Origin of the sequence: Bradyrhizobium sp. SPXBL-02, assembly GCF_051853065.1 — a bacterium.
GTDB lineage: Bacteria > Pseudomonadota > Alphaproteobacteria > Rhizobiales > Xanthobacteraceae > Bradyrhizobium.
Genome location: NZ_CP182474.1, coordinates 5,427,519 through 5,451,319 on the forward strand (window position 1 = coordinate 5,427,519; position 23,801 = coordinate 5,451,319).

The 23,801-nt window shown below is 63.9% G+C and carries 25 protein-coding genes; 14 read left to right on the plus strand and 11 right to left on the minus strand.

The genetic code is table 11. The features are described from left to right. Window positions 1–80: 80 nt before the first annotated feature. The 4 genes from ACNJYD_RS25425 to ACNJYD_RS25440 all read right to left on the minus strand — a co-directional run bounded on the left by ACNJYD_RS25425 (window position 81) and on the right by ACNJYD_RS25440 (window position 3,942). Entirely contained in the window at window positions 81–1,058 is a 978-nt protein-coding gene (locus ACNJYD_RS25425; protein WP_212256869.1) for a HEAT repeat domain-containing protein, read from the minus strand. A gap of 2 nt (window positions 1,059–1,060) precedes the next feature. Further along, window positions 1,061–1,294, minus strand: coding sequence for a 4Fe-4S dicluster domain-containing protein (locus ACNJYD_RS25430; protein WP_024339914.1), 234 nt, complete (start codon window positions 1,292–1,294; stop codon window positions 1,061–1,063). Window positions 1,295–1,324: 30 nt separating this feature from the next. Next, window positions 1,325–3,067, minus strand: a complete 1,743-nt coding sequence (locus ACNJYD_RS25435) for a fumarate reductase/succinate dehydrogenase flavoprotein subunit (RefSeq protein WP_212256870.1) — start codon at window positions 3,065–3,067, stop codon at window positions 1,325–1,327. Window positions 3,068–3,168: 101 nt separating this feature from the next. After that, window positions 3,169–3,942 (minus strand): ferredoxin--NADP reductase, encoded by a 774-nt coding sequence (locus tag ACNJYD_RS25440; RefSeq protein ID WP_212256871.1) that lies wholly within the window; start codon window positions 3,940–3,942, stop codon window positions 3,169–3,171. Window positions 3,943–4,141: 199 nt separating this feature from the next. Here ACNJYD_RS25440 and ACNJYD_RS25445 point away from each other — a divergent pair, with 199 nt between their 5' ends. The 5 genes from ACNJYD_RS25445 (at window position 4,142) to ACNJYD_RS25465 (ending at window position 8,717) form a co-directional block, all read left to right on the plus strand. Beyond that, window positions 4,142–4,438: a gamma-butyrobetaine hydroxylase-like domain-containing protein gene (locus ACNJYD_RS25445; RefSeq protein ID WP_172784631.1), complete on the plus strand. Its 297-nt coding sequence runs from the start codon at window positions 4,142–4,144 to the stop codon at window positions 4,436–4,438. A 128-nt stretch (window positions 4,439–4,566) separates the two neighbouring features. Continuing rightward, entirely contained in the window at window positions 4,567–5,340 is a 774-nt protein-coding gene (locus ACNJYD_RS25450; protein WP_212256872.1) for a Crp/Fnr family transcriptional regulator, read from the plus strand. A gap of 181 nt (window positions 5,341–5,521) precedes the next feature. After that, window positions 5,522–6,940 (plus strand): ABC transporter substrate-binding protein, encoded by a 1,419-nt coding sequence (locus ACNJYD_RS25455; RefSeq protein WP_172784305.1) that lies wholly within the window; start codon window positions 5,522–5,524, stop codon window positions 6,938–6,940. Continuing rightward, complete coding sequence (locus ACNJYD_RS25460; protein ID WP_439363688.1) at window positions 6,937–7,848, plus strand: ABC transporter permease; 912 nt, start codon at window positions 6,937–6,939, stop codon at window positions 7,846–7,848. The genes ACNJYD_RS25455 and ACNJYD_RS25460 overlap by 4 nt, the downstream gene beginning before the upstream one ends. Then, window positions 7,845–8,717, plus strand: a complete 873-nt coding sequence (locus ACNJYD_RS25465) for an ABC transporter ATP-binding protein (protein WP_172784304.1) — start codon at window positions 7,845–7,847, stop codon at window positions 8,715–8,717. The genes ACNJYD_RS25460 and ACNJYD_RS25465 overlap by 4 nt, the downstream gene beginning before the upstream one ends. Window positions 8,718–8,840: 123 nt before the next feature. On the opposite strand, the gene ACNJYD_RS25470 is transcribed toward ACNJYD_RS25465, so the two are convergent. The 3 genes from ACNJYD_RS25470 to ald form a co-directional block, all read right to left on the minus strand. After that, window positions 8,841–9,899, minus strand: coding sequence for a YeiH family protein (locus ACNJYD_RS25470; RefSeq protein WP_172784303.1), 1,059 nt, complete (start codon window positions 9,897–9,899; stop codon window positions 8,841–8,843). Between the two features lie 111 nt (window positions 9,900–10,010). Beyond that, window positions 10,011–10,229 carry a hypothetical protein gene (locus ACNJYD_RS25475; protein ID WP_027546306.1) on the minus strand — a complete coding sequence of 73 codons (219 nt, stop codon included), beginning with the start codon at window positions 10,227–10,229 and terminating at the stop codon, window positions 10,011–10,013. Window positions 10,230–10,492: 263 nt separating this feature from the next. Further along, on the minus strand, window positions 10,493–11,608 hold the full coding sequence (gene ald, locus ACNJYD_RS25480; RefSeq protein ID WP_172784302.1) for an alanine dehydrogenase: 1,116 nt from the start codon (window positions 11,606–11,608) through the stop codon (window positions 10,493–10,495). A 143-nt stretch (window positions 11,609–11,751) separates the two neighbouring features. Here ald and ACNJYD_RS25485 point away from each other — a divergent pair, with 143 nt between their 5' ends. The 6 genes from ACNJYD_RS25485 (at window position 11,752) to ACNJYD_RS25510 (ending at window position 19,119) form a co-directional block, all read left to right on the plus strand. Beyond that, a complete protein-coding gene (locus ACNJYD_RS25485) occupies window positions 11,752–12,231 on the plus strand; it encodes an Lrp/AsnC family transcriptional regulator (RefSeq protein WP_036035057.1) in 480 nt (159 codons plus the stop codon). 141 nt (window positions 12,232–12,372) lie between these two features. Further along, the gene (locus tag ACNJYD_RS25490; RefSeq protein ID WP_212256994.1) at window positions 12,373–12,858 is read left to right on the plus strand and encodes a (2Fe-2S)-binding protein; all 486 of its coding nucleotides are present in this window, start codon (window positions 12,373–12,375) and stop codon (window positions 12,856–12,858) included. Further along, window positions 12,855–13,871 (plus strand): FAD binding domain-containing protein, encoded by a 1,017-nt coding sequence (locus ACNJYD_RS25495; protein ID WP_212256874.1) that lies wholly within the window; start codon window positions 12,855–12,857, stop codon window positions 13,869–13,871. Before ACNJYD_RS25490 ends, ACNJYD_RS25495 begins: the two co-directional genes overlap by 4 nt. A gap of 7 nt (window positions 13,872–13,878) precedes the next feature. Beyond that, entirely contained in the window at window positions 13,879–16,083 is a 2,205-nt protein-coding gene (locus ACNJYD_RS25500; protein WP_439363689.1) for a xanthine dehydrogenase family protein molybdopterin-binding subunit, read from the plus strand. A gap of 96 nt (window positions 16,084–16,179) precedes the next feature. Beyond that, window positions 16,180–18,537: an Orn/Lys/Arg decarboxylase N-terminal domain-containing protein gene (locus tag ACNJYD_RS25505; RefSeq protein ID WP_439363690.1), complete on the plus strand. Its 2,358-nt coding sequence runs from the start codon at window positions 16,180–16,182 to the stop codon at window positions 18,535–18,537. 6 nt (window positions 18,538–18,543) lie between these two features. Further along, on the plus strand, window positions 18,544–19,119 hold the full coding sequence (locus ACNJYD_RS25510) for a GNAT family N-acetyltransferase (RefSeq protein ID WP_439363691.1): 576 nt from the start codon (window positions 18,544–18,546) through the stop codon (window positions 19,117–19,119). A 3-nt stretch (window positions 19,120–19,122) separates the two neighbouring features. Here the strand turns inward: ACNJYD_RS25510 and ACNJYD_RS25515 are convergent, their stop codons facing one another. Next, window positions 19,123–19,335: a hypothetical protein gene (locus tag ACNJYD_RS25515; protein ID WP_212256877.1), complete on the minus strand. Its 213-nt coding sequence runs from the start codon at window positions 19,333–19,335 to the stop codon at window positions 19,123–19,125. Between the two features lie 124 nt (window positions 19,336–19,459). After that, window positions 19,460–20,509: a hydroxyacid dehydrogenase gene (locus tag ACNJYD_RS25520; RefSeq protein ID WP_172784296.1), complete on the minus strand. Its 1,050-nt coding sequence runs from the start codon at window positions 20,507–20,509 to the stop codon at window positions 19,460–19,462. Window positions 20,510–20,752: 243 nt separating this feature from the next. On the opposite strand from ACNJYD_RS25520, the gene ACNJYD_RS25525 reads away from it, so the two are divergent. The 3 genes from ACNJYD_RS25525 (at window position 20,753) to ACNJYD_RS25535 (ending at window position 22,363) form a co-directional block, all read left to right on the plus strand. Continuing rightward, entirely contained in the window at window positions 20,753–21,304 is a 552-nt protein-coding gene (locus ACNJYD_RS25525) for a thiamine pyrophosphate-binding protein (protein WP_212256879.1), read from the plus strand. 8 nt (window positions 21,305–21,312) lie between these two features. After that, complete coding sequence (locus ACNJYD_RS25530; protein ID WP_212256880.1) at window positions 21,313–21,909, plus strand: thiamine pyrophosphate-dependent enzyme; 597 nt, start codon at window positions 21,313–21,315, stop codon at window positions 21,907–21,909. Window positions 21,910–21,985: 76 nt separating this feature from the next. Then, window positions 21,986–22,363, plus strand: a complete 378-nt coding sequence (locus ACNJYD_RS25535) for a VanZ family protein (RefSeq protein WP_439363692.1) — start codon at window positions 21,986–21,988, stop codon at window positions 22,361–22,363. Between the two features lie 40 nt (window positions 22,364–22,403). On the opposite strand, the gene ACNJYD_RS25540 is transcribed toward ACNJYD_RS25535, so the two are convergent. Together ACNJYD_RS25540 and ACNJYD_RS25545 are read right to left on the minus strand one after the other, a co-directional pair. Beyond that, window positions 22,404–22,787, minus strand: coding sequence for a DUF1236 domain-containing protein (locus ACNJYD_RS25540; protein WP_172784292.1), 384 nt, complete (start codon window positions 22,785–22,787; stop codon window positions 22,404–22,406). Between the two features lie 114 nt (window positions 22,788–22,901). Further along, window positions 22,902–23,789, minus strand: a complete 888-nt coding sequence (locus ACNJYD_RS25545; protein WP_172784291.1) for a 2-hydroxy-3-oxopropionate reductase — start codon at window positions 23,787–23,789, stop codon at window positions 22,902–22,904. Window positions 23,790–23,801 lie beyond the last annotated feature (12 nt).

The window sequence follows — 23,801 nt, forward strand, 5'->3', positions numbered from 1 at the left end:
CGTTCGCAGCGGCCGTTCCCGTTGGCGAAGACCAATAAACGTCTGGCGGGGGAAGTCCAGAGCGGCGACCCGCCGTGCAATTATGCCCCTGCCCGCGCCTTTCGTGCCGCAATCTGGTGCAGTGCCCAGCGCGCATTCTTACGGACATCGGGATCAGGATCATCGGCGATCACGGCGAGGAATGCCTCGCCGTCGGGATGGGCAATCTCGCCTAGCGCGGCGGCGGCCTCTTTGCGTAGGTTCGCCTGGTCGTGATTGATGCAACTACCAATCGGCCGCACCGCGCGCTCGATCTTCATCTTTCCAAGGCTGCGGATCGCCTTGAGCCGCACCTGCCAAAACTCGTCCGCGAGACAAGCGACGAGCTGATCAGCCGCGATTGCACCATTCACGTTCAGACCCAGCGTCTCCGCGGCCATCTCACGGACCATCCAATCCGGATCCTTCAGCGCGCGGGTGATGGTCTCGGCCGCCGGCTTCATCTGAGAAAAGGCTAGCGCACTCACGGCGGCGCGGCGCACATGGGCATCGGGATCGTTGATCAGCGCGGTCAGCGCCGGAATCGATTCCTCCAGCTTGAGGAAGCCGATCACGCCGATCGCCTGCACACGCACGGCAGCGTCGGTGTCCTGGAGTGCTTCCAGAGCGGGCTTGAGTGTATCCCTGCGGCGCAGTTCCTTCAGTGCGCGCAGAGCGCCCATGCGGACGAAGGCGTGGGTATGCCTGATCAGCGGCAGGATCGCGTCGGCGCAGGCGGGATCCTTGAATTCAGCCATGCTGTCGGCCGCAGCCGCCGCGACGATCCTCTCGGGATCGACCAGCAGCTTGACCAGCGCGCTTGCCGCCTCCGGCCCGTCGAACTCCCCGAGCGCCATCGCGACCTGCTGGCGCACGCCGGCATCGGGATCGGCGACCATGTCGGCGAGATGAGCGACCGCGGCCGGGTCTCCGGAATGGCCGAGCGCGATGATGGCGACGCGGCGCTCGGCGGGATCGGCGGCCTGCAGCCGCTCGTCTGCATCTTCAAGGTCGTCGTAGGATTCGAACGGGCTCGACATGCTCACCTCAACAGATAGGGAATGTTGACGGTGACGGCGCCGGTCGGACAATCCGCTTCGCAGGGCATGCAGTACCAGCACTCATCATAGGCCATGTAAGCTTTTTTGGTCATGTCGCTGATGCGCAGCACGTCGAGCGGGCAGACGTCGACGCACACCGTGCAGCCCTTGTCCGCGATGCATTTGGCATCGTCGACGACCACCGGAACCGATGTCTGATAGGACGCGAGAGGCATTTGATGTCTCCTATTGCTGTGTTCTGGTGGTCAGGCGGAGGCGCGAATGCGCTGCTTGTCGTAGAGGTCCTTCTCGTCGTCCGCGATCGGTACGACGTAGGGCTCGACCGCCCGCTTCTCGCTGGTCATCTTGCCGTCCCGCTTGGAGAGCAGCGTGTGACAGAACCAGTTCTCGTTGTCCTTCTCCGGGAAATCCGTGCGCCAGTGATAGAGGCCCCAGCGGCTCTCCTCGCGGTAGAGCGAAGCGTGCGCGGCCATATCGGCGCAGTCCATGATCGATCGCACCTCGAGCGCGCGGAGCAATTCGTGCGCATTGCGCGCGATCATGCGCTCTTGCATGTCGTCCCTCGCCTCAGCGAGCCGGCGCATGCCGAGCTCGTACTTGCGCGTGACTTTCGGCGGCTGGAGATAGTCGTTGACCAAGCGGCGGGTCTTGTACTCGATTTGGTTCGGCGGAATGCCGTCCTCACGCTTGGTCGGCGCCATCACGCGGTCGCGCTCCATCGCGACGTCGGCCGCGTCAAACTCCGCGAAGTCTTGGCTGTCGGCGTACTCCATCGCGTCGATGCCGGCGACCGAGCCGTTGGTGAAGGCGCCGAGCATATAATTGTGCGGGACGCTCGCCATGTCGCCGGCGGCATAGAGGCCGGGCACTGTGGTACGGGCATTGTCGTCAACGAACACGCCTGAGGCGCTATGCCCGGAGCAGAAGCCGATCTCGGAGATGTGCATCTCGATGGACTCGCTGCGGTAGTCGACCCCGCGCCCCTGCTGGAACAGGCCGCGCGTCGGACGCTCGACCTTGTGCAGCGTGGACTCGATCTCGGAAATGGTGTCGGGATGGAGATGCTTGAGCTGGAGGAACACCGGGCCCTTGCCTGACAGCAGCTCGTTGTAGAACTCCAGCATCATCTGGCCGGACCAGTAGTCGCATTCGATGAAGCGCGATCCCTCATTGTTCGCCGTGTAGGCGCCGAAGGGACCAGCGACATAGGCGCAGGCAGGCCCATTATAGTCCTTGATCAGGGGGTTGATCTGGAAGCATTCGAGGTTCGCGAGCGCTGCGCCGGCGTGATAGGCCATGGCGTAGCCGTCGCCGGAATTGGCGGCGTTCTCGTAGGTGCCGAACATGTAGCCGGAGGTCGGCAGGCCGAGCCGACCGGCGGCGCCCATGCAGAGGATCACGGCCTTGGCCTTGATCACCAGGATCTCGGCAGTGCGGGTGTTGACGCTGATGGCACCGGCAATCCGGCCGTCGGTCGACTTGAGCAGCCGCGTCGCCATGTAGCGGTTGGAAATGAGGATGCGCGCGCGGCGGAGCTGGCGGTACAGCGCCTTCTTCACGGTTTCGCCGTTCGGCATCGGCAGCACATAGGTGCCGATGTGGTGCACCTTCTTGACCGCGTAGTCACCGTTCTCGTTCTTCAGAAAGCGGATGCCGAAGCTGTCCAGCTCTTCGATGATCTTGTAGCAATTCTGCGCGTATTTATAGACCGCCTTCTGGTCGACGATGCCGTCATTAGCAATAGTGATTTCCTTGGTGTACTGCTCCGGCGTGGCGTAACCGGGAATGACGGCATTGTTCAGCCCGTCCATCCCCATCGAGATCGCGCCGGAGCGCTTGACATTGGCCTTTTCGAGCAGAACGACGTTGGCCTTCGGGTTTTTCAGCTTCGCCTTCAGCGCCGCCATCGGGCCGGCCGTGCCGCCGCCGATCACGAGCACATCGCAGGAAACCTCCGAAAGTCCGTCGACGATCTGATCTAGTGACATCACTTGCTCCTGGTTCGCCGACCCGCGGCGCCTGTGCATCAGATTTGTTCAGGTGGATGTCCGGCGATAGCAATTAGTTGTCGCCGGACAGCGATTTGGCCTCAGCGCTCGACAAAAGCCTTTTCAATCACGAAATGGCCGGGCTGGCTGTGGTTGCCCTCGACGAAGCCGCGCGCGGAGAACATCGCGTGGAGTTCCTCGAGCATCGCCGGGCTGCCGCACAGCATGATGCGGTCGGTCCCGATATCGAGGGCGGACTGACCGATATCGTCGAACAGCTGGTTCGAGGCGATCAGGTCGGTGATGCGGCCGCGGTTGCGGAACGGCTCGCGGGTGACGGTCGGATAGTAGACGAGCTTGTCGCGGATCAGTGGCCCGAAGAATTCGTGATCGCGCAGACCTTCGACGAGATGCTCGCCGTAAGCGAGTTCGGAGACCTGCCGGCAGCCATGAGCGAGCACGATGGTCTCGTAGTTCTCATAGACATCCGGGTCCTTGATCAGGCTGGCGAAGGGGGCAAGGCCGGTTCCGGTCGAGAGCAGCAGCAGGCGCTTTCCCGCAATGAGATTGCCGGTGATCAGCGTGCCCGTCGCTTTGCGGCCGACCAGGATGATGTCGCCCTCCCTGATCTTCTGCAGGCGCGAGGTCAACGGGCCATCCTGCACCTTGATCGAGAAAAACTCGAGCGCCTCCTCGTGATTGGCGCTGGCCATGCTGTAGGCCCGCATCAACGGCTTGCCCTCGACCTCCAGTCCGATCATCGCGAACTGGCCGTTCTGGAAACGAAAGCCGGGATCGCGCGTCGCAGTGAAGCTGAACAGGGAGTCGGTCCAATGCCTGACTGACAAAACCGTTTCCTTCTGAAATGAACTCATGGTCTCTCCTTGTCGATGACGCCAAGGTCATGGAGAGAGGGGGGCCCGGCAATTCAGAAGTGAAATTCCCGGTCGATTAGTTTCACATTTCGCGCGTTGTGATCGAAGACCAGGCACGCGGTCATGCCGGCGCCGGCAATTAGTTGCTATTCGCCGCGCCGGTGCCGGCATAGATAGAAGTCGGAGGTTCGTCATGACCATGACCTTGGTGGCACCGACCGTTGCCAACTATGAAGCCAGCGCCGATCTCGCCGCGCTTCTCGTCCGCACCACGCAGGACGACGCGCTCAGCGTGCCCGCCGAGAAACTCCGCCTCTCATGCAAATGCGCCCACTGCACCCGCGCCCGTTTCGACGGCCGCTTCCCGGAAGCATTTCCCGGGATTGCGATCACCGGGATCGGCGATCTCGGCTATGGGCTGAACATCTCGTTTTCGGACGGGCACAGCCGGGGGATATATCCGAAGCCGTATTTGCTCAGTCTGGCGGGGCGGTGACCCATCGACGGTCGTCATTCCGGGGCGCCCGAAGGGCGAGCCCGGAATGACGAAGAGCGTCAATCTCGCTCCATCTGGCACAGACATTGCTCCTCTTTAGAACGATTTGAACGTTCCGGAGGCAGACGATGTTGCAGGCGGCAAATGTGGTTCGTGGGACCGCCCCCCCGGCGGCCCGGCCTGCAGGCAGTTCCTCCCTGCTGCTCACCGAGAACCAGCAATGGATCGGCGGTCCACCACCGCTGATGGACAAGCTCTCACCGCGCGAGCGGGAGTTGGTGCTGAAGCAGGGCCGCCGCAAGGTGCTCAACCGCGGCCAGACGCTGTTTAGCCAGGGTGGCAAGCATGATGGCATCTGGCTGATCGAGAGCGGCCGCATCCGCGTATTCTATACCTCTCCACTCGGGCGCGAGATCACACTCGCCTATTGGCACGTCGGCAATTTCGTGGGCGGCCCCGAAGTGTTCGAAGGCACCGTGCATCAATGGTCCGGCGTCGCCTCCAGCAATTGCAGCGTCGTGCACTTGCCCGGAAAGGAGTTGCGGTCGCTTGCCGCAGAGATCCCGAACCTCGCGATCGGCCTGATCGAGGGCCTCACGTTCAAGGGAAAGTGCTATTCGGCGCTCGCGCAGATGCTGGGCACGCGCTCGATCACCCAGCGCCTTGCGCATCTGTTGCTGCACCTCGTTGAGCTTTACGGCGTCGAGGATGCTGACGGCACCGTCATTGCCGCCGCCTTCACTCACGCCGACATCGCCCACATGGTCGGCGCCACCAGGCAATGGGTCACGATCAGCCTGAAGCGCATGCAAGAGAAGGGAATCGTGTTGACCAAGCGGTCGCAGATCGTCGTCTGCCGTACCGACGTGCTGGAGGAGATGCGCGGTCACGCATCCGATTAGGAGAATTTGCAGCCAAGACCGATGCACAGGCAAGCGGCTTTATAGTGCAGAACTGCTCAAGGAGTATGCAATCACCTTTTCCGGGCAACTAATCGACCGCTGTCGTCATTCCGGATTTGCCCTGCCGGTGCCCTCAACCAATCATGGCAACCACAGCACATCCAACCGAAAGAGGATGAGAATGGTCCGCCATCTTCCCACGCTCTCGATCGCGATGTCAGTGACGTCGCTGGCGCTTCTCACCGCGCAGCCGGCCGCCGCGGAAACCGTCACGCTCGGCATCGGAACCCAGGACACCACAACCAACACGGTGACCGCGGGGGTCGTCATCCGCCAGTTGCATCTGCTGGAAAAATACCTGCCGAAGGACGGCAAATACGCCAACATCAAGTTCGAGCTGGAGTGGCAGAACTTCACCTCAGGTCCGCCCGTCACCAACGCGATGATGGCGAACAAGCTGCAGATCGGCATGATGGGCGACTATCCGCTGATCGTGAACGGCTTCACTTTCGAGAGTAACCCCGAGAGCAAGAGCCGCCTGATCGGCATCGCCGCCTACAGCCTGTCCGGCTCGGGCAACGGCCTCGTCGTCCACAAGGACTCGCCCTATTACGACCTCGCCGATCTCAAGGGCAAGTTGGTCAGCGTTCCCTTCGGCTCCGCCGCGCACGGCATGGTGCTGAAGGCTATGCAGGATCGCGGCTACGCATCTGACTTCTTCCAGCTCGTCAGCCAGAGCCCGGAAGTGGGCTCAACCAATCTGCAGGAGAAGAAGATTGACGGGCATGCCGATTTCGTCCCCTTTGCGGAATTGCTGCCGTTCCGCGGCTTCGCGCGAAAGATCTTCGACGGTGTCGAGACGAACTTGCCGACCTTCCACGGCATCGTGGTTCGCACCGACTTCGCCCAAAAATATCCGGAGGTCGTCGTCGCCTACTTCAAGGCGCTGATCGCTGCCAATCAGTGGCTGCGCGACGATCCCAAGCTCGCCGCGGAAAAGATCCAGGAATGGACCGGCATCAGCAAGGAAGTCGTCTACATCTTCCTCGGCCCCAGCGGCAACATGACCACTGATCCCACCATCAAGCCGGCGCTGATCGATGCGGCCACGACCGACGTCAAAGTGCTGCAGAATCTCGGCCGCATGAAGGAGTTCGATCCGAAGAAATGGGTCGACGACAGCTACATCCGCAAAGCCTATGCCGATATGAAGCTCGACTATGATGCGCAGCTTGCGAGCACCAAGAACTATGAAATTTCGGGTGAAGATGGTTTCTGCAAGAAGCCGATCGCGGATCCCCGCAAGGCCGGCGAGGTCTGGGTCGATGACGCCGGTATCTTGCCGTTCTCGTCCGCGAGTTGCACACTCGGTGCCTATGCCGACTACAAGGCCAAGGGCAAAAAGATCAACGTCGCCTACGTCTTCGACACCACGCGCGGCATCAAGCTGTTCGCCGATCAGGCCTTCTTTGCGGTCGGCAATGGCGAACTCGCCCCGTTCCTGCTGAAGAAGGATGCCGAAGCCTATGCCGCCAAGATCAGCGGTAAGGTGCTCGGCTTCGACGACGCCCTAAAGGCCGCAGTCGGAGGCAAGACGTGAGCAGTCCCGCCCTCGTCAGACCTCCCGAGGACAGCATGCCGGCAACAGCACTTGCAGAGGCGGGCTCCTCGCCCGCTGCCATCACCCCGCCTACGACGCCGCCGTCCTTCGACACACTCGCCTTGCGCTGGTACCGGCTCAATCGGTCAGGTCTGCGCGCGGCCGCGATAGGCGTGATTTCGCTGTTCGCGTTCCTGCTGGTCTGGCACCTGCTCACGACCTATCGCGTCGTGTTCTTCGTGCGCTTCACCAACGTGCCCTCGCCGCTCGCGGTCTATGCGAGCTTCACCAAGGCGATCCACGATCCCAAATTCCTGATGCACATCCTGCTCAGCTGCCGGCGCATCTTCATCGGCTTCTCGCTGGCGGCGATCATCGGCGTGCCGCTCGGCCTCATCATGGGCCGCTTCAAGCTGGTTCATGAGGTAATCTTCCCGGTCGCGGAGGTGCTGCGGCCGATTCCGGCGATCGCCTGGGTGCCGATGGCGATCATGCTGTGGCCGACCAACGAGCAGAGCATCGTCTTCATTACCTTCCTCGGCTCGTTCTTCCCGATCCTGGTCAACACGTTGCACGGCATGTCGCTGGTCGACCCCGTGCTGGTGCGCGCCGCGCAATGCCTCGGCGCGCGCGAGCGCTCGATCTTCAGCGAAGTGTATTTTCCGGCATCGCTGCCTCACATCTTCACCGGCCTTACTGTCGGCATCGGCGTCGCCTGGGTCTCGCTGATCGCCGCCGAGATGATCTCGGGCCAATACGGCATCGGCTATTTCACGTGGGAGGCCTATTCGCTGGTCCAGTACGCCGACATCGCCCTCGGCATGATCGCGATCGGGGTGCTCGGGCTCGGATCGAGCCTGCTGATCCGGGGTGCAGGGAAGCTGGTAATGCCGTGGAGATCGACATGAGCGAATTAGTTGCGAGTCCGCCGAAGGGCCACATTGAGGTCAAAAACTTCTCCCTCGCCTACGAGACGATCGAGGGAGCGGTCCAGGCCGTGACTGACACGCAGATCCATGTGAAGCCGGGCGAGTTCGTCTCGATCGTCGGTCCTTCCGGTTGTGGAAAATCGACGCTTCTCAACGCCGTCGCCGGCTTCCTCAAGCCGACTACCGGCATCGTGACGGTCGACGGCGAGCGCGTGAACGGCCCTAGTGCCGAGCGCGGCATGGTGTTCCAGCAATATTCACTGTTTCCCTGGAAGACGGTGCGGGAGAACGTCGAGTTCGGGCTGAAGATGCGCGGCATGCCGCGATCGCAGCGCGAGCGGGCGGCGCGCACGCTCTTGGGGCTCGCGGGTCTGGAGGCGTTCGAAAAGCACTATCCGGAAAAGCTCTCCGGCGGCATGAAGCAGCGCGTCGGCATCGTCCGCGCGCTGGCTACGGGACCGAAGGTGCTGCTGCTGGATGAGCCGTTCGGCGCCCTCGATGCGCAGACGCGCGTCATCATGCAGCAGATCCTTACCAACATGTGGCAGCGGTTGAAGATCTCGGTCTTGTTCGTCACCCACGACATCGACGAGGCGATCTTCCTCTCCGACCGCGTGTACTGCATGACCGCGCGGCCCGGTTCGATCAAGGCGGAGATCCCGATTCCGCTGGAGCGGCCGCGTCAGCAATCGATGATGATGTCGTCGGAGTTTTTGGCGCTCCGCCGCGGGCTGATGTCGCTGATCCGCGAAGAGAGCCTGAAGGCGATGGGCGGCGAGATCAACGACATGGGCATGCAGGGGCTGAACATCGAGCTGCAGGGCCATTCGCTGGCGGACGTGATTTAGCTTCCCGCTCGCAGCATTGACGGTCTCGTAGGTGGGCAAAGCGAAAGCGTGCCCACCATTCTCCGTCTGTTATAGAACTGGTGGGCACGGCGCTTACGCGCCTCTGCCCACCCTATGCCATGATCATTTGAACCAGTGCACCAGTGCGATGCTGATCCCCAGCAGCAGCATCAGCGACAGCGTCACGGCGGCCGTCACCCGGCCGCCGACATTGGCGAGCACGCGCACGTCGACGCCAAGGCCGAGGGCTGCCATCGAGACCACCGTGAGAAAGCCGGTGATCTTCGTCACGGGGCCGACCACCGTGGCCGGCACGATCTCCAGCGAGCGCAGGGTCGCAAGCGCAAGGAAGCCGAGGATGAACCAGGGGACCAGGCGGAAGAAGCCGACGCTGGTCTTCCGGGCATCGCTCTGCCAGCGCGAGGCGACCAGCGACAGGCCGACAACGACCGGCCCGAGCATCAGGACGCGCATCAGCTTCACCAGCGTGCCGATCTGGGTCGAGACGAGGCCTGCCGGCACCGTGGCGGCAAGCACCTGCGGCACCGCGTAGACGGTGAGCCCGGCGAGGATGCCGTACTGCGTTGCGGACAATTGCAGCAGCGGGATCAGCAGCGGCAGGCCCAGCACCATCATCACGCCAAGAATCGCCGTGAAGGAGATCGAGGATGCAATCTCGTCGTTGCTTGCGCCGATGATGGGGGCCACCGCGGCGATGGCGGAATTGCCGCAGATCGAGTTGCCGCAGGCGATCAGGATCGACAGCCGCGTCGACAGGCCGAGCAGCCGGCTGAGGCCGAAGGAGACGCAGAGCGCGACCACGACGACCGCGGCAATGGAGGCGAGCAGCGCAATGCCGGAAGCCGCGATCGCAGCGAAGCTGATGGAGGCCCCGAGCAGCATGACCGCGACCTCGAGCAGCTGCTTGGCGCTGAAGGCGATGCCCGCCTGCCAGCGCGGGGCCGGCTTCCAGAAGCTGCGCACCGCCATGCCGAGCAGGATCGCCATGACCAGCGCCTCGACATAGGGATGCTCGAACACGCCCAATTCGGCCCGCTCGAGCAGGGCCGACACACCGGCTACAGCGATACAGAGGAGAATGCCCGGAATCAGCGCCGCAATACGGCTCGCGGCGGTGGCCGGCTTGGAATCGGCCGGGCTGGATGCTTGATTCTGCGACACAAATCTCTCCCGAAGGAGAAAGATTTATACGCAGTGCGACCCAATTGGGAAATATGTTTTCGACATATCAGGACCGAGAGAAGTTCTGTCCTCGGCCCGGAATAAGCGGCCTCAGAAGATCAGGTTCTTGGCCAGCGAGGCGACGCGGCTGAAGCCGTCGTAGATGCCCGGCTCGAAGAAGGCGGCACGGGCCAGCACGATGCCGGCGACCAGCGACCAGAACAGGGTGGTGCCGGCCCGCAGCAGGAGCTTCGACGCACGCGACTTCGGCTGTGTGTCCGTTGCGGACACCAGTTGCTCGCCGAAGGGCTCAAATCCAGTGCGTTCCATGGCTGCCGATCCACCAATTTCTGGCGCAAATGTCGTCGTTTCGGCTCCAAACAGCAATGGAAGCGATTGGCGTTTTTGCCCTCGTAAGGGGAAACTCCTTCCTCGTGACAGGACCGCGGCAATAGTTTTCTTCTTCCCGCCGATTTGGATACCGCCACTCCAGTCACAACGCCCTTCCCGCGCTGGGATTCCCGGCCCGGGGCAAGGCGGCAGCGCCATCTTCCAGTCGGTTGATGGCACCGCATTGGCGGTAGCCCATCTCGCTAAGCCGCCAGCCCGCTCTCTACTGGCGCAAACTCCAGCCCCAGACTCTCCGCCACCGCCTTGTTCGTCACCCGGCCGCGATGCACGTTGAGCCCGTTGCGCAGATGCGGATTCTCCAGGACCGCCGCAAAGCCCTTGTTCGCGAGCATCAGGCCGAACGGCAGCGTCGCGTTGTTCAGGGCCTGGCTCGAGGTCACCGGCACCGCTCCCGGCATGTTGGCGACGCAATAGTGCACGACGCCGTCGACCTCGTAGGTCGGCTCCGCGTGCGTGGTCGGGTGCGAGGTCTCGAAGCAGCCGCCCTGGTCGATCGCGACGTCGACCAGCACGGCTCCCGGCCGCATCGATTTCAGCATCGCGCGCGTGACGAGCTTCGGCGCGCTGGCGCCGGGCACCAGCACTGCACCGATGACGACGTCGGCGGCGAACACCTCGTCCTCGACCGCCTCGATGGTGGAGAAGCGGGTGCGCACGCGTCCGACGAAGAGATCGTCCAGTTCGCGCAGGCGCGGAATCGAGCGGTCGATCACGGTGACTTCGGCACCTAAGCCGGCCGCCATGCGCGCCGCCTGCATTCCGACCACGCCGCCGCCGAGGACGACGACGCGAGCCGGCTGCACGCCGGGCACGCCGCCCAGCAGCAGACCGCGGCCGCCGGCCGAGCGCTTGAGGGCGGCGCCGGCGGCCTCGATGGCGAGGCGGCCGGCGACTTCGCTCATCGGGGCGAGCAGCGGGAGGTGACCACTCGCGTCCGTGACGGTTTCATAGGCGATTGCGGTGCAGCCGGAAGCAAGCAGGCCCTTGGCCTGCTCGGGATCCGGCGCAAGATGAAGATAGGTAAAAAGGATCTGGCCTTCGCGAAGCTGAGCCCATTCGCTCTTCTGCGGCTCCTTCACCTTCACGATCATGTCGGACTTTGCAAAGATCTCGCGAGCCGTCTCGGCAATGGACGCCCCAGCCCGCCGGTACACCTCGTCGGACGCACCGATGCCGCTGCCGGCGCCGCTCTCGACCATTACCTGGTGCCCGGCGGCGACATATTCGCGGACCGCCCCTGGGGTGAGCCCGACGCGATATTCCTGCACCTTGATCTCCTTCGGCACCCCGACGCGCATCTTGCTCTCCTTCGCCAATGCTTTGATTCCATTGTTGATCGTAGCGAGAGCGTCGGTTTGGTTTCGTGCAAATATCCGCTACCTTGGCGGCACCCGCGCCGGTTTCAGGCGCGAAAACGTCCTTTGGCGCTGGAAACGAAACCTTGGCCCTCGACCGGAAAGACCTCGCCATCCTCGCGGAACTCACGACCAATGCGCGAGCCAGCCACACCGAGCTTGCCAACAAGATCGGCTTGTCGAGCACGGCGCTGGCGCGGCGGCAGAAGGCGCTGGAGGATGACGGCTACATCCAGGCTTACCAGGCCGCGCTCGACCTCGGCCAGTTCGGCCTCACCACCACGGTGCTGGTTCGCATCGCGCTGGAAAGCCAGAGCGACGAGGCGCTGAAGGCATTCGAGGCAGAGGTGACGAAATGTCCCTCTGTCGTGCGCTGCTTCCTGATGTCGGGGACGGACGACTACATCCTCATCGTGCTCGCCCGCGACATCCAGGATTTCGAGCGCATCCATCGCACCGAGCTGTCCCGCCTGCCACGCGTGGCGCGGGTGCAATCGAGCTTCGCGCTGCGCGAGATCGTTAACCGCGCGGTGCCGACCGTCGTGTTCGGCGAGACGAAGCGCTGATCTCGTCGATCCAGATCGGGAGAACCGGTCAGGAACCAAGCAACTCCTCATCCGTTGGGCGCTATTGGCCAGCGGCGGCAACGCATTCTCGCGTCACTTGCCCAATTTGCCCGACTCGGCCTTTCCGCAGGGAAACCGACCATGGCCGACCTTACGATCCCCGAACGCATTCCGATCAACCTCGTCGTTAATGGCGAAAGGTACGCGCTCGAAGTCGTGCCTTGGACCACGCTTCTGGATGCGCTGCGTGATCGCCTGGAGCTGACCGGCAGCAAGAAAGGCTGCGATCACGGCCAATGCGGTGCCTGTACCGTGCTGGTCGACGGAAGACGGGTCAATTCCTGTCTCACCCTCGCCGTCATGAAGGATGGCGCTGAGATCACGACGATCGAAGGCTTGGCCGCGGACGGCGCGCTGCATCCCCTGCAACAGGCCTTCATCGACCACGATGCCTTTCAGTGCGGCTATTGCACGCCGGGACAGATTTGCTCCGCCGCGGGCCTGTTGGCCGAAGGCCGTGCGCGCGATGCGGACGAGATCCGGGAGCTGATGAGCGGAAACCTCTGTCGCTGCGGTGCCTACCCCAACATCGTGGCTGCGATCGAGCAGGCAATGAGCCGGTCATGAACAACTTCCAATATTCCCGCGCAAGCGATGTGGCCGACGCCATCCGCCTGCTCGCCGCCGATCCCGGCGCGAAGCTGATTGCCGGCGGCACCAACCTGATCGACCTGATGAAGGAGAATGTCGAACAGCCCTCCCGGCTGATCGACATTTCCCGCTTGCCGCTCCGCGACTTCGCGGAGACCGCCGACGGCGGCCTGCGTATCGGCGCCTTGGTGCCGAATTCGGACCTCGCCTACCATCCGTTGATCGAGCAGCGCTATCCCCTGCTTGCCAGCGCCATCCTGGCCGGCGCCTCCGCGCAATTGCGCAACATGGCCTCGGTCGGCGGCAATCTGATGCAACGAACGCGCTGCCCCTACTTCTATGACACCACGACGCCGTGCAACAAGCGAACCCCCGGCACGGGCTGCTCGGCCATCGACGGCCTCAACCGCAACCACGCCATCCTCGGCACCAGCACGTCCTGCATCGCGACCAATCCATCCGACATGAGCGTGGCGCTGGCCGCGCTCGGCGCGCTCGTGCACATCGCAGGCCCCTCGGGGCAGCGCACCATCGCGCTGACGGATTTCCATCGGCTTCCCGATGACAAGCCTCATCTCGATACCAATCTCGGCAGCGGCGAGATCATTACCGCCATCGAGCTGCCGCCGCACGGCTTTGCCCGGAACTACAGCTATCTGAAGATCCGCGACCGGCTCTCCTACGCCTTTGCTCTGGTCTCCGTCGCGGCCGCGCTCGAACTGGAGGGCAACGCAATCGGCGAAGCGCGCCTTGCGCTGGGCGGCGTGGCTCACAAGCCCTGGCGAAGCCTCGAGGCCGAAGCCGCATTGCGCGGCCAGGCGGCAACACCGGATCATTTCGGGCGCGCTGCCGATCTGCTGCTGCAGGGAGCGACTGCCCGCTCCCATAATGGATTCAAAATCGAGCTGGCGCGCCGAGCCGTCCTGCGGGCGCTGATGCAGGCCGCAAGCGCCACGCCGCAGTCACAAGCTTACAAGAAGATCGCATGAGGTCCCGATGAACGCCTATGTCGGAACACCAACGTCGCGCGTCGACGGCCGGGCCAAGGTCACCGGGGCCGCCAAATATGCCGGCGAATTCGCAGCAGAAGGTCTTCTTCACGGCTTCGTTGTCGAGGCCGCCATCGCGCGCGGGCGCATCGCTCGTCTTGACACCAGCGAGGCTCTGAAGGTGAAGGGCGTGGTCGACGTGCTCACCCATGCACATCGGCCGCCCCTCGCCGACAAGGACGAAGCCTGGAAGGATGAGGTGGCGCCGGAGAAGGGCTCGCCCTTCCGTCCGCTCTATGACGACAGGATCAAGTTCAACGGCCAGCCGATCGCACTGGTCGTCGCGGAGGACTGGGAGACCGCCAAGTTCGCCGCAACCCGTGTTCGCGTCGAATATGAGCAGGAGGCGTTTGCGACCGATCTCGAATCCGAACGCGGCAAGGCTTCCAAAGTGGATCAGCCGCACAAGCCGCGTGGTGATGCGGCAGCAGCCCTGACGCGCGCGGCCGTGCGCCACGAGGCGGACTACGTCATCCCGAGCGAGCACCACAATCCGATGGAGCTCTATGCGACGACGGCGGTCTGGGACGGCAGTGGCGGGCTTACGGTCTACGACAAGACGCAAGGCGTCCAGAACGTCCAGAAGTTTCTCTGCGGCGTTTTCGGCAAGAAGCCCGACGACATCCGCGTGATCTCGCCGTACGTCGGCGGCGCCTTCGGCTCAGGCCTGCGGCCGCAACACCAGGTCGTGCTGGCAACCCTTGCCGCGCTCGCACTGAAGCGATCTGTTCGCGTGGTGCTGACGCGGCAGCAGATGTATGGCCTGGGCTATCGCCCCATGACAATCGAGCGCCTTGCGCTCGGCGCAAAGCCGGACGGCACCCTCGATGCGGTCAGCCACGAAGCGATTGCCGTGACCTCCCGCTACGAGGATTTCTCTCGCAATGACACCGGCTGGGCCGAGCAGCTCTACAAGAGCCCCAACAGCCACTATTCCCACAAGCTGGTCGACCTCGACGTCTCGACGCCCTGCGACATGCGCGCACCGGGTGCGGCAACGGGCGTGTGCGCGCTCGAATGCGCCATGGACGAATTGTCCGTCGCGCTGAAGCTCGATCCGCTCGAATTGCGCCTGAAGTGCTATTCGGATCGCGACCAGACCGAAGACCTCCCTTACACCAGCAAGCAGTTGCGCGAATGCTATGCGCGCGGCGCGGAGGCGTTCGGCTGGAGCAGGCGCAATCCGGCACCGCGCTCCATGCGCGACGGCAAGGAACTGGTCGGCTGGGGCATGGCGACAGGTGTATGGGAAGCGCTGCAGATGCCGGTCGCCGTCCGCATCGTGCTGACGGCCAACGGCCATGCCGAGGTCTCCTGCGCCGCGTCCGATATCGGCACCGGCACCTACACCATCGTGGCGCAGGTCGCGGCCGATGCCCTCGGGCTGCCGATCGAGAACATCAGCGTCAAGCTCGCGGACTCGAGCCTGCCGCAGGCACCGGTGGAAGGCGGCTCATGGATGGCCGCCTCGAGCGCGCACGCCGTGCTGGGAGCAGCCGAAGAGATTCGCCGCGAGCTCGCGCGATACGCCAAGGCGATGCCTGCCTCGCCGCTTGCCGGGGTCGATGTGCCAGACATCATTCTCCTCGACGGCACGGTTGCTAAGGCCGCCGACCGCAGCCGCTCAGTTTCGATTGCTGATGCGATGCGCCATGGCCAGGTCGAGCGGATCGAGAAGGAGAAGCTGAACGAGTTCCCCGAGGACAAGTCGCACGCGCGCAACACCCATTCGGCCGTGTTCGTCGAGGTCAAGATCGATGAAGAGCTCGGCGTCATTCGCGTCACCCGGGTCGTGAGTGCGGTCGCGGCTGGACGCATCCTGAACACCAAGACGGGCCGCAGCCAGATCATGGGCGGGGTAGTCTGGGGAATTGGAATGGCGCTGCACGAGGAGACGGTGATGGATCACCGCTTCGGCCGCATCATGAACGCGAACATCGCCGAATACCACATTCCCGTGAACGCCGACGTCCACGACATTGACGTCATTTTCGTCGACGAGCCCGACGACCGCATCAACCGGTTGGGCATCAAGGGGCTTGGCGAAATCGGCACCGTCGGCGTGCCGGCCGCGATTGCGAACGCCGTCTATCATGCCACCGGCAAGCGCATCCGGCGCTTCCCGATTACGCTGGACAAGCTGCTGGAGTGAGGCGGCAGGCTAACCCTGTCGCAGCACTCGGGCATGTCATCCAAATGTCATCGAATGTGTCGAGAGCTGTATCTTCCTGCACATTCGGGATCCGACATGGACTATTTCAAACGCTTCAACTTCCTGTTCGCCGCACCTGTGTTCGACGCCGACGATCTCGAAGGCGTCCGCTTCAACCAGATCATCGAGGAAATCCAACGCTCCGGCTTCGAGGTAGTCCGCGCCCGCAAGCTGGAGGATGCCGAGATGGCGGTGCAGACCGATGCCGCGATCGGCTGCATGGTGGTGGACTGGGGCAAGAAGGGGCTTGAGGGCAAAACCTCGGCGCTGATCAACCTGATGCGCCGCCGCGGCCTCGACTTCCCAATCATTCTCCTGATCCGTCGCAAGCGGTTCGAGGACCTGCCGGTCGAAGTGCTCGACTTCATCGACGGCTATGTCTTCCTCTCCGAGGAGACGCCGACCTTCATCGCCAAGAACCTGATCAGCCGGCTCAAGCAATATGCCGAGACGCTGAAGACGCCCTTCTTCGGCGCGCTGGTCGACTATGCCGAGGAAGGCAACCAGCTCTGGACCTGCCCGGGCCACAATGGCGGCGTGTTCTACAATCGCAGCCCGATCGGGCGCGTGTTCGTCGAGCATCTCGGCGAATCCGTGTTCCGCGACGACCTCGACAATTCCGTGCTCGACCTCGGCGACCTCCTCACCCATGAGGGCCCGGCGCTGAAGGCGCAGAAGGAAGCGGCGGCGATCTTCGGCGCGGAAAAGACCTATTTCGTGCTCAACGGCACCTCGACTTCGAACAAGGTCGCGCTGGGCGCCCTCGTCACCGACGGCGACCTCGTGCTGTTCGACCGCAACAACCACAAGGCCGCCCATCACGGCGCGCTGATGATCAATGGCGGCATCCCGGTCTATGTGCCGACCGTCCGCAACGCCTGGGGGCTGATCGGCCCGATGCGCTGGGACAGGCTCGACGAGAAGGCCCTGCGCGAGGCGATCCGCAACCATCCCCTCGTGAAGGATCGCGATGCCTGGCGCAAGGAGCGGCCGTTCCGCGTCGCCGTGGTCGAGCAGTGCACCTATGACGGCTCGATCCACAGCGCCGAGATGATCATCAAGCGCATCGGCCATCTCTGCGACTACATCCTGTTCGACGAGGCCTGGGCCGGCTTCATGAAATTCCACCCGCTCTATTCCGGCCGCTTCGCCATGGGGCTTGCGAACCTGGCCCCTGAAGCGCCGGGCATCATCGCGACGCAATCGACCCATAAGCAGCTCGCCAGCTTCTCGCAGGCCTCGCAGATCCACATCAAGGACCGCCACATCCGCGGCCAGAAGCGTCGCGTCGAGCATCGCCGTTTCAACGAGAGCTTCATGCAGCACGCCTCGACTTCGCCGTTCTACCCGCTGTTCGCCTCGCTCGACGTCGGCGCGCAGATGATGAAGGGCCGCTCCGGCGAAGTGCTGTGGGACGACACGATCCGGCTCGGCATCGAGCTGCGCAAGAAGATCCGGGCGATGCGCCGGGAGTTCGAGGAGAAGGAGCAGAATCCGGATCGCCGCTGGTTCTTCGAGCCGTTCGTTCCCGATCGCGTCGCCATTGCCGATGTCAGCCGCCCCGGCGCGGCGCATAACGTCGCCTGGGAGACCCTCTCGACCGACGAGCTCGCCACCAATCCCGCCCTATGGCAGCTCTCTCCGGATACCAACTGGCACGGCTTTCCCGATCTCGCGGAAGGCTTTGCCATGACCGATCCGAACAAGCTGACGCTGCTCACCCCCGGATTCGATCGTGCGACTGGGGCCTATGCCGAGCACGGCATTCCCGCGCCGGTCGTCGCGCAATATCTGCGCGAGAACCGCATCGTCCCCGAAAAGAACGACCTCAACTCCCTGCTTTTCCTGCTGACGCCCGGCGTCGAGGCGAGCAAAGCGGGCACGCTGATCTCCGGCCTCGTCGCTTTCAAGAGGCTGCATGACGACAATGCGCTGCTGGCCGATGTCATCCCCGAATTCTATCAGCGGCGGCAGGCGCGCTACGCCGGCGCGCGGCTGCGCGACCTCTGCGGCGAGATGCACCGTTTCTTCCGCGCCGCCGATGTCAGCGCGCTCCAGGCCCGGCAGTTCATGCCCGAGCATATGCCCGAGATCGCGATGTCGCCCCGCGATGCCGCTCGCTATCTGTTCAAGAACGACGTCGACTACCTCCCGATCGAGGCGATCGCCGGCCGCATCGCGACCACGCCCTTCGTGGTCTACCCGCCCGGCATTGCCACCATCGTGCCCGGCGAGCGACTGACGGAACGGGCCAAGCCCATGATCGATTATCTCAAGATGTTCGAGACCTGCTTCAACACATTCCCGGGCTTCGACGTCGAGATCCAGGGCGTCTACAAGGAGGTCGACGCGAACGGGCGCATCGGGCTCTACACTTATGTCGTGACCGAGTAGGTGCCGATGAACGAGACAGCTGCGCGCGCGAGCGACGAAGCGGTCCTGGTCCGCACCTCACGCGAGAGCGACGTCGAGGCGATGCTGGCCATCTATCGCCATCACGTCCGCAACGGCGTGCCGCGCGATGTCGAGGGAACCGGTGCGCCGGAGCCGGACGATCTGCGCGACCGGCGCAAGAACCTGAAGCAGACCCGCCTGCCGCATCTGGTCGCGACCTGGCGCGGCGAGGTCGTCGGCTATGCCTATGCCGTGCTATTCCGCAAGCGGCCGGCCTATCGCTACGCCGCCAAGCACTCGATCTATGTCCACCACGCCCATCTCGGCCGCGGGGTCGGACGGCTGTTGCTGCAAGAATTGATCGACACCTGCGCGGCGGCCGGCTTTCGCCAGATGATCGGCTATATCGATGCCGACAACGCGCCCTCGCTGGCGCTGCACGAGCGGTTTGGCTTCGCGCGCGCCGGCCTGCTCAGCGGCGTTGCCTATCGCCACGGCCGCTGGTCCGACACCGTCATGGTGCAACGCTCGCTCGGCGCGGGGACGACGACGCCCCCGCCTGTCACGGCACCCGGGCGTTAGGCCCTACGACGGGAAGTCGGCCGCTTTGACATGGATGCGGTCGGCATGCAGCGACCAGTGATGCAACGCCTGGTCCTTGCAGAACCTCGCTTTCGCACGTTCCCTGGCCTCGTCCTCGTCGGCGGCGTCGATCTCGAGCGTGCCCTGGCAGACCTCGCACTGCCGGCCGTATTCGCCGAGCACGTCCTTCATGAACCTGACGACATAAGTTGACATGGGACCTCCCTGCCTGCCCGCCGGCACTCTAGTCCCATTTAGGCCGGACGGGGAAAGGAGATTTTGACGCGGATCAAGGCCGGGGCTCAGTTCCCGGCCATCATCCAGAGCGCTTGGTGCGCCCCTACCCCGGCGTCACCCCGAAGGCCTGCTTGAAGCGTTCCGCATAGCGCGGCCAGGCTTCGGGGTTGATGATGCGCGGCGGGCGCTTGCCGTCGAGCACATCCAGCACCTGCTCGGCGGCGATCCGGCCCATATTCTGGCGCGCCTCGATGGTGACGCCAGCGGTGTGTGGGCTCGCCAGCACGTTGTCGAGCTGGAGCAGCGGATGCTCCGGCGGCGGCGGCTCCTTGGACCAGACGTCGAGACCGGCACCGGCGATGCGCTTGTCGCGCAGTGCCTGCAGCAGCGCATCCTCGTCGTGGATGAAGCCGCGCGCAGTGGTGATGAAATAGGCATGCGGCTGCATCAGCGCGAATTCGCGCGTGCTGATCATGTTGCGGCTGCCTTTGTTGAGAGGGCAGGAAATCGAGACGAAATCGGCACGGCGCAAGAGCTCGTCGAGCTCGACCTTCTCCCCGCCCCGCTCGGCCATCACCTCGGCCGACAAATAGGGATCGTAGGCCAGCACCGTCATGCCGAGCAGGCCCTTGCACAATGCGGCGATGCGCCGGCCGACATTGCCGAGGCCGATGATGCCGACGGTCTTGTGCTCGACCTCGTTGCCGACGAGATCGTTGCGGTTGACGTCGCGCTCGCGGCGCAGCCGGCGATCCGACTGGATGATGCGCTTGGACAGCGTCAGCATCATCGCCAGCGCGTGCTCTGCGACCGAATGGGCATTGCCGCCGGACTGGTTGACGACCACGACCCCGGCGGCCGTGCAGGCCTCGACGTCGACCGGGTCGAAGCCGGCACCGTTGCTGGAGACCAGCAGCAAGTTCGGCGTGCGCTTCAGGAAGGCGGCATCGACATGGAAATGCGGGGCGAGCTCATCGCGGGCGGCACCGACCTGGTAGACGTGGGCAGCGCCAAGGAGCGGCCCATAGACGTCCTCGGGGCTTGCGTTCTCGATGCGATCGAGCCGCACGTCGGGCCGCGCCTTCAGGATGTCGATATAGATCGGATTGGCCAAATAATTGGAGTAGACGACACGCTTGTTGTTGACGGACATCAGGACCCTTCCGGCTCTTGCGAGGGAGAGCCGCAAGGTCAGCGCGATGCGCGCCCGCCCGTGCCCCTCCCGTGTTCTGGTTGTCGCCGCTTATGCCATGGCGGTGCCGGCCACGGCAGGCCTGCTGGCGCAGATCATGGTGACGGCTCGGACATGTTGACAATCCCGCCGTTCGCGTCAAGTTCGGCAGAACTGCCGCGACGGTCAGAACCAAGAAGCATGTGCGGCCGCAGGGAGAGCGCAATGGCGATTGCGGAACAGCAGACGCAGGGGAGCCGCGACGGAAGCTGGCACGGCATCGTCCTGCAAACGTTGAAGCGGAACGAGATCAGCCTGATTCCTTACGTGCCTGACCGCGTGCTTACGCCGCTGATCAAGAACCTGCACGCCGATCCCTTCTTCACCACCTTCGCGACCGCCCGCGAGGAAGAGGCCGTCGGCATCGTCTCCGGCGCCTGGATGGGCGGACGGCGCGGCGCGGTGCTGATGCAGACCTCCGGCTTTGCCACGCTCGCCAACGTGCTGGCCTCGCTCGCGGTGCCCTACCAGATTCCGCTGATCATGTTCGTCTCCGAGCGCGGCACGCTCGGCGAGTTCAACTACGGCCAGTCGCTGGTCTGCCGCACCATGCGACCGGTGCTGGATTCGCTGGCGCTGGAGCACCACACCATCACCCGGCTCGACGAGCTCGAATTCATCACCGACCGCTCGATCAGGCAGGCCGTCACCACGCAGGCGCCGGTGGCATTGATCCTCAACCCGCTGCTCACGGGCGGCAAGGTCTTCGACAAGTGAGGCCGGCGATGAACACTGGCAATACCAAGGTGATGAACCGGTTCGACGTGACCTCGCGGCTGATCGCAAAGCTCGAGCACGAGGAAGCCGTGATCGGCGGCATCGGCAACACCAATTTCGACCTCTGGGCCGCCGGCCACCGGCCGCAGAATTTCTACATGCTGGGCAGCATGGGCCTCGCCTTCCCGATCGCGCTCGGCGTGGCGCTGGCACAGCCCGACCGCCGCGTCTTCGCGCTCGAAGGCGACGGCTCGCTATTGATGCAGCTCGGCGCGCTCTCGACGATCGCGGCTCTGAAGCCAAAAAACCTCACGATGATCGTGATGGACAACGGCATCTACCAGATCACCGGCGCGCAGCCGACACCGGCAGCCAGCGTCGCCGACATCGTCGCCATCGCCATCGGCTCTGGTCTTGCGAGCAGCGCCTGGGCCGCGGACGAGGAGGATTTCGAGCGGCTGGTCGACGATGCGATGGCGGCCTCCGAGCCCAGCCTGATCGCGGTCAGGATCGACGACAAGCCTGGCGTGGGCACCACCCGCCGTGACCCCGTGCAGATCCGGGAACGTTTCATGCATGGCCTTGGCGTGCGCGATCCGCTTTAACATTTTGTCATTAACTACACGGCGATCTGATACGAGCCTCGCGACAACCCGACCAAATTCGTGCTAAGCGACCCAGATGTCGCTTTTCATTCGTACCTTTGCCTGGCTGCTCGCCGCTGCCGTTACGTTCGCCACTCTCGGTCCTCCCGGCCTTCGCCCCCATTCCACCCTCGGTCAGGACGGCGAACATGCGCTTGCCTTCATCATGGTGGGGTTGGCCTTCGGCCTCGCCTATCCACGCCGGCGTCTGCTGATTGCGGCGGCTGCGGTCATCCTGATCGGCGTGCTCGAGCTGATGCAATTTTGGGCACCCGGCCGCCATGCGCGGCTGGAGGATTATCTGGTCGACGCCGCCACCGCCTGCCTCGGCTTTGCGCTTGCCGCCACGGCCGACCGGCTGCTCTCGCGCTTTTGCACCAGCTCCGCCGTGGCAAGCGAAGGCCCCGCGGAGTGACACTCCGCAGGGCCCTGCTCAGCACAGAGGATTGCGTCGATCAGTCGATGATCTTGACCACGCGGCGCGTGCGCGGCTCGACGATCACGCGGCGATCGTTCACGACCGCATAGCGATACTCGGTGTAATTCGGCACCGGGCGGAGCACCACGGTGGGTGGCAGGGGCTCGCCGACCACGACGCGCTCGTGGACTACGACGGAGTCGCTGCGCGGAATTCCGCCCAGGACCGCATTCGGAATTTCAAGACCGGCGCCGACGGCTGCACCCACGGTGCCGCCGACCATCGCTCCGATCGGGCCGCCGATGTCGCCACCCGCACGCGCGCCGTCCCTGGCGCCTTGTTCGGTCGTCGACTGGGCAAAGGCTGCGCTCGACGCCAGCAGCGACGCTGCAGCCAACGTAATCGCAAGACGGGTTTTCATGGTGTTTTGTCTCCAGTGATTGTCCTGCGCCTTCAACCGCGGGGCCAGATCATTGTTCCGGTTCCCCTGCGGCGAAAGTCACCCCGCATCTGGAGACTGTTACGGCGTAACAGTTCAGCTAGCTGCGATCTCGTGGCCGGCCATCAGTTCCAGCGCCCGAACCATCGCCGAATGATCCCATGCTTTGCCGCCATGTGCGGTACAGGACGAGAACAATTGCTGCGCCACGGCCGTGCTCGGCAGCGACAGGCCGAGTGAGCGAGCGCCTTCGAGCGCGAGATTGAGATCCTTCTGGTGCAGCTCGATGCGGAAGCCCGGATCGAAATTGCGCTTCACCATGCGCTCGCCATGCACCTCCAGAATGCGCGAGGAGGCAAAGCCGCCCATCAGCGCCTTGCGCACCAGCGCGGGATTCGCACCTGCCTTGGATGCGAACAACAGCGCCTCGCTCACAGCTTCGATGGTGAGCGCGACGATGATCTGGTTGGCGACCTTCGTCGTCTGTCCGTCGCCGTTGGCGCCGACGTGGGTGACGTTCTTGCCCAACTTGTCGAAGATCGGCTTCATGGTGCCAAAGGCCCGCTCCGGCCCGCCGACCATGATGGTGAGGCTCGCAGCTTTCGCGCCGACTTCCCCTCCCGACACCGGCGCGTCGAGATAGTCGGCGCCGAGCGCCTCGATCTTCTTCGCGAACTCCTTCGTCGCCAGCGGCGAGATCGAGCTCATGTCGACGACGATCTTGCCCTTGGAGATGCCGCTGGCGACACCGTCCTTGCCGAACAGCGCGGCCTCCACATGCGGCGTATCCGGCACCATGATGATGACCGCGTCCGCCTGCTCTGCGACCTCCCTGGACGACGTGCAGGCGATGCCGCCCGCGGACATCAGATCCGGCGCGATCGGCGCAATGTCATGCAGGAAAACGCGATGACCCGCGGCCAGGAGATGGCCGGCCATCGGCCGCCCCATGGTGCCGAGTCCGATGAAGCCGATATTGGTCATGTTTGCGTTTCC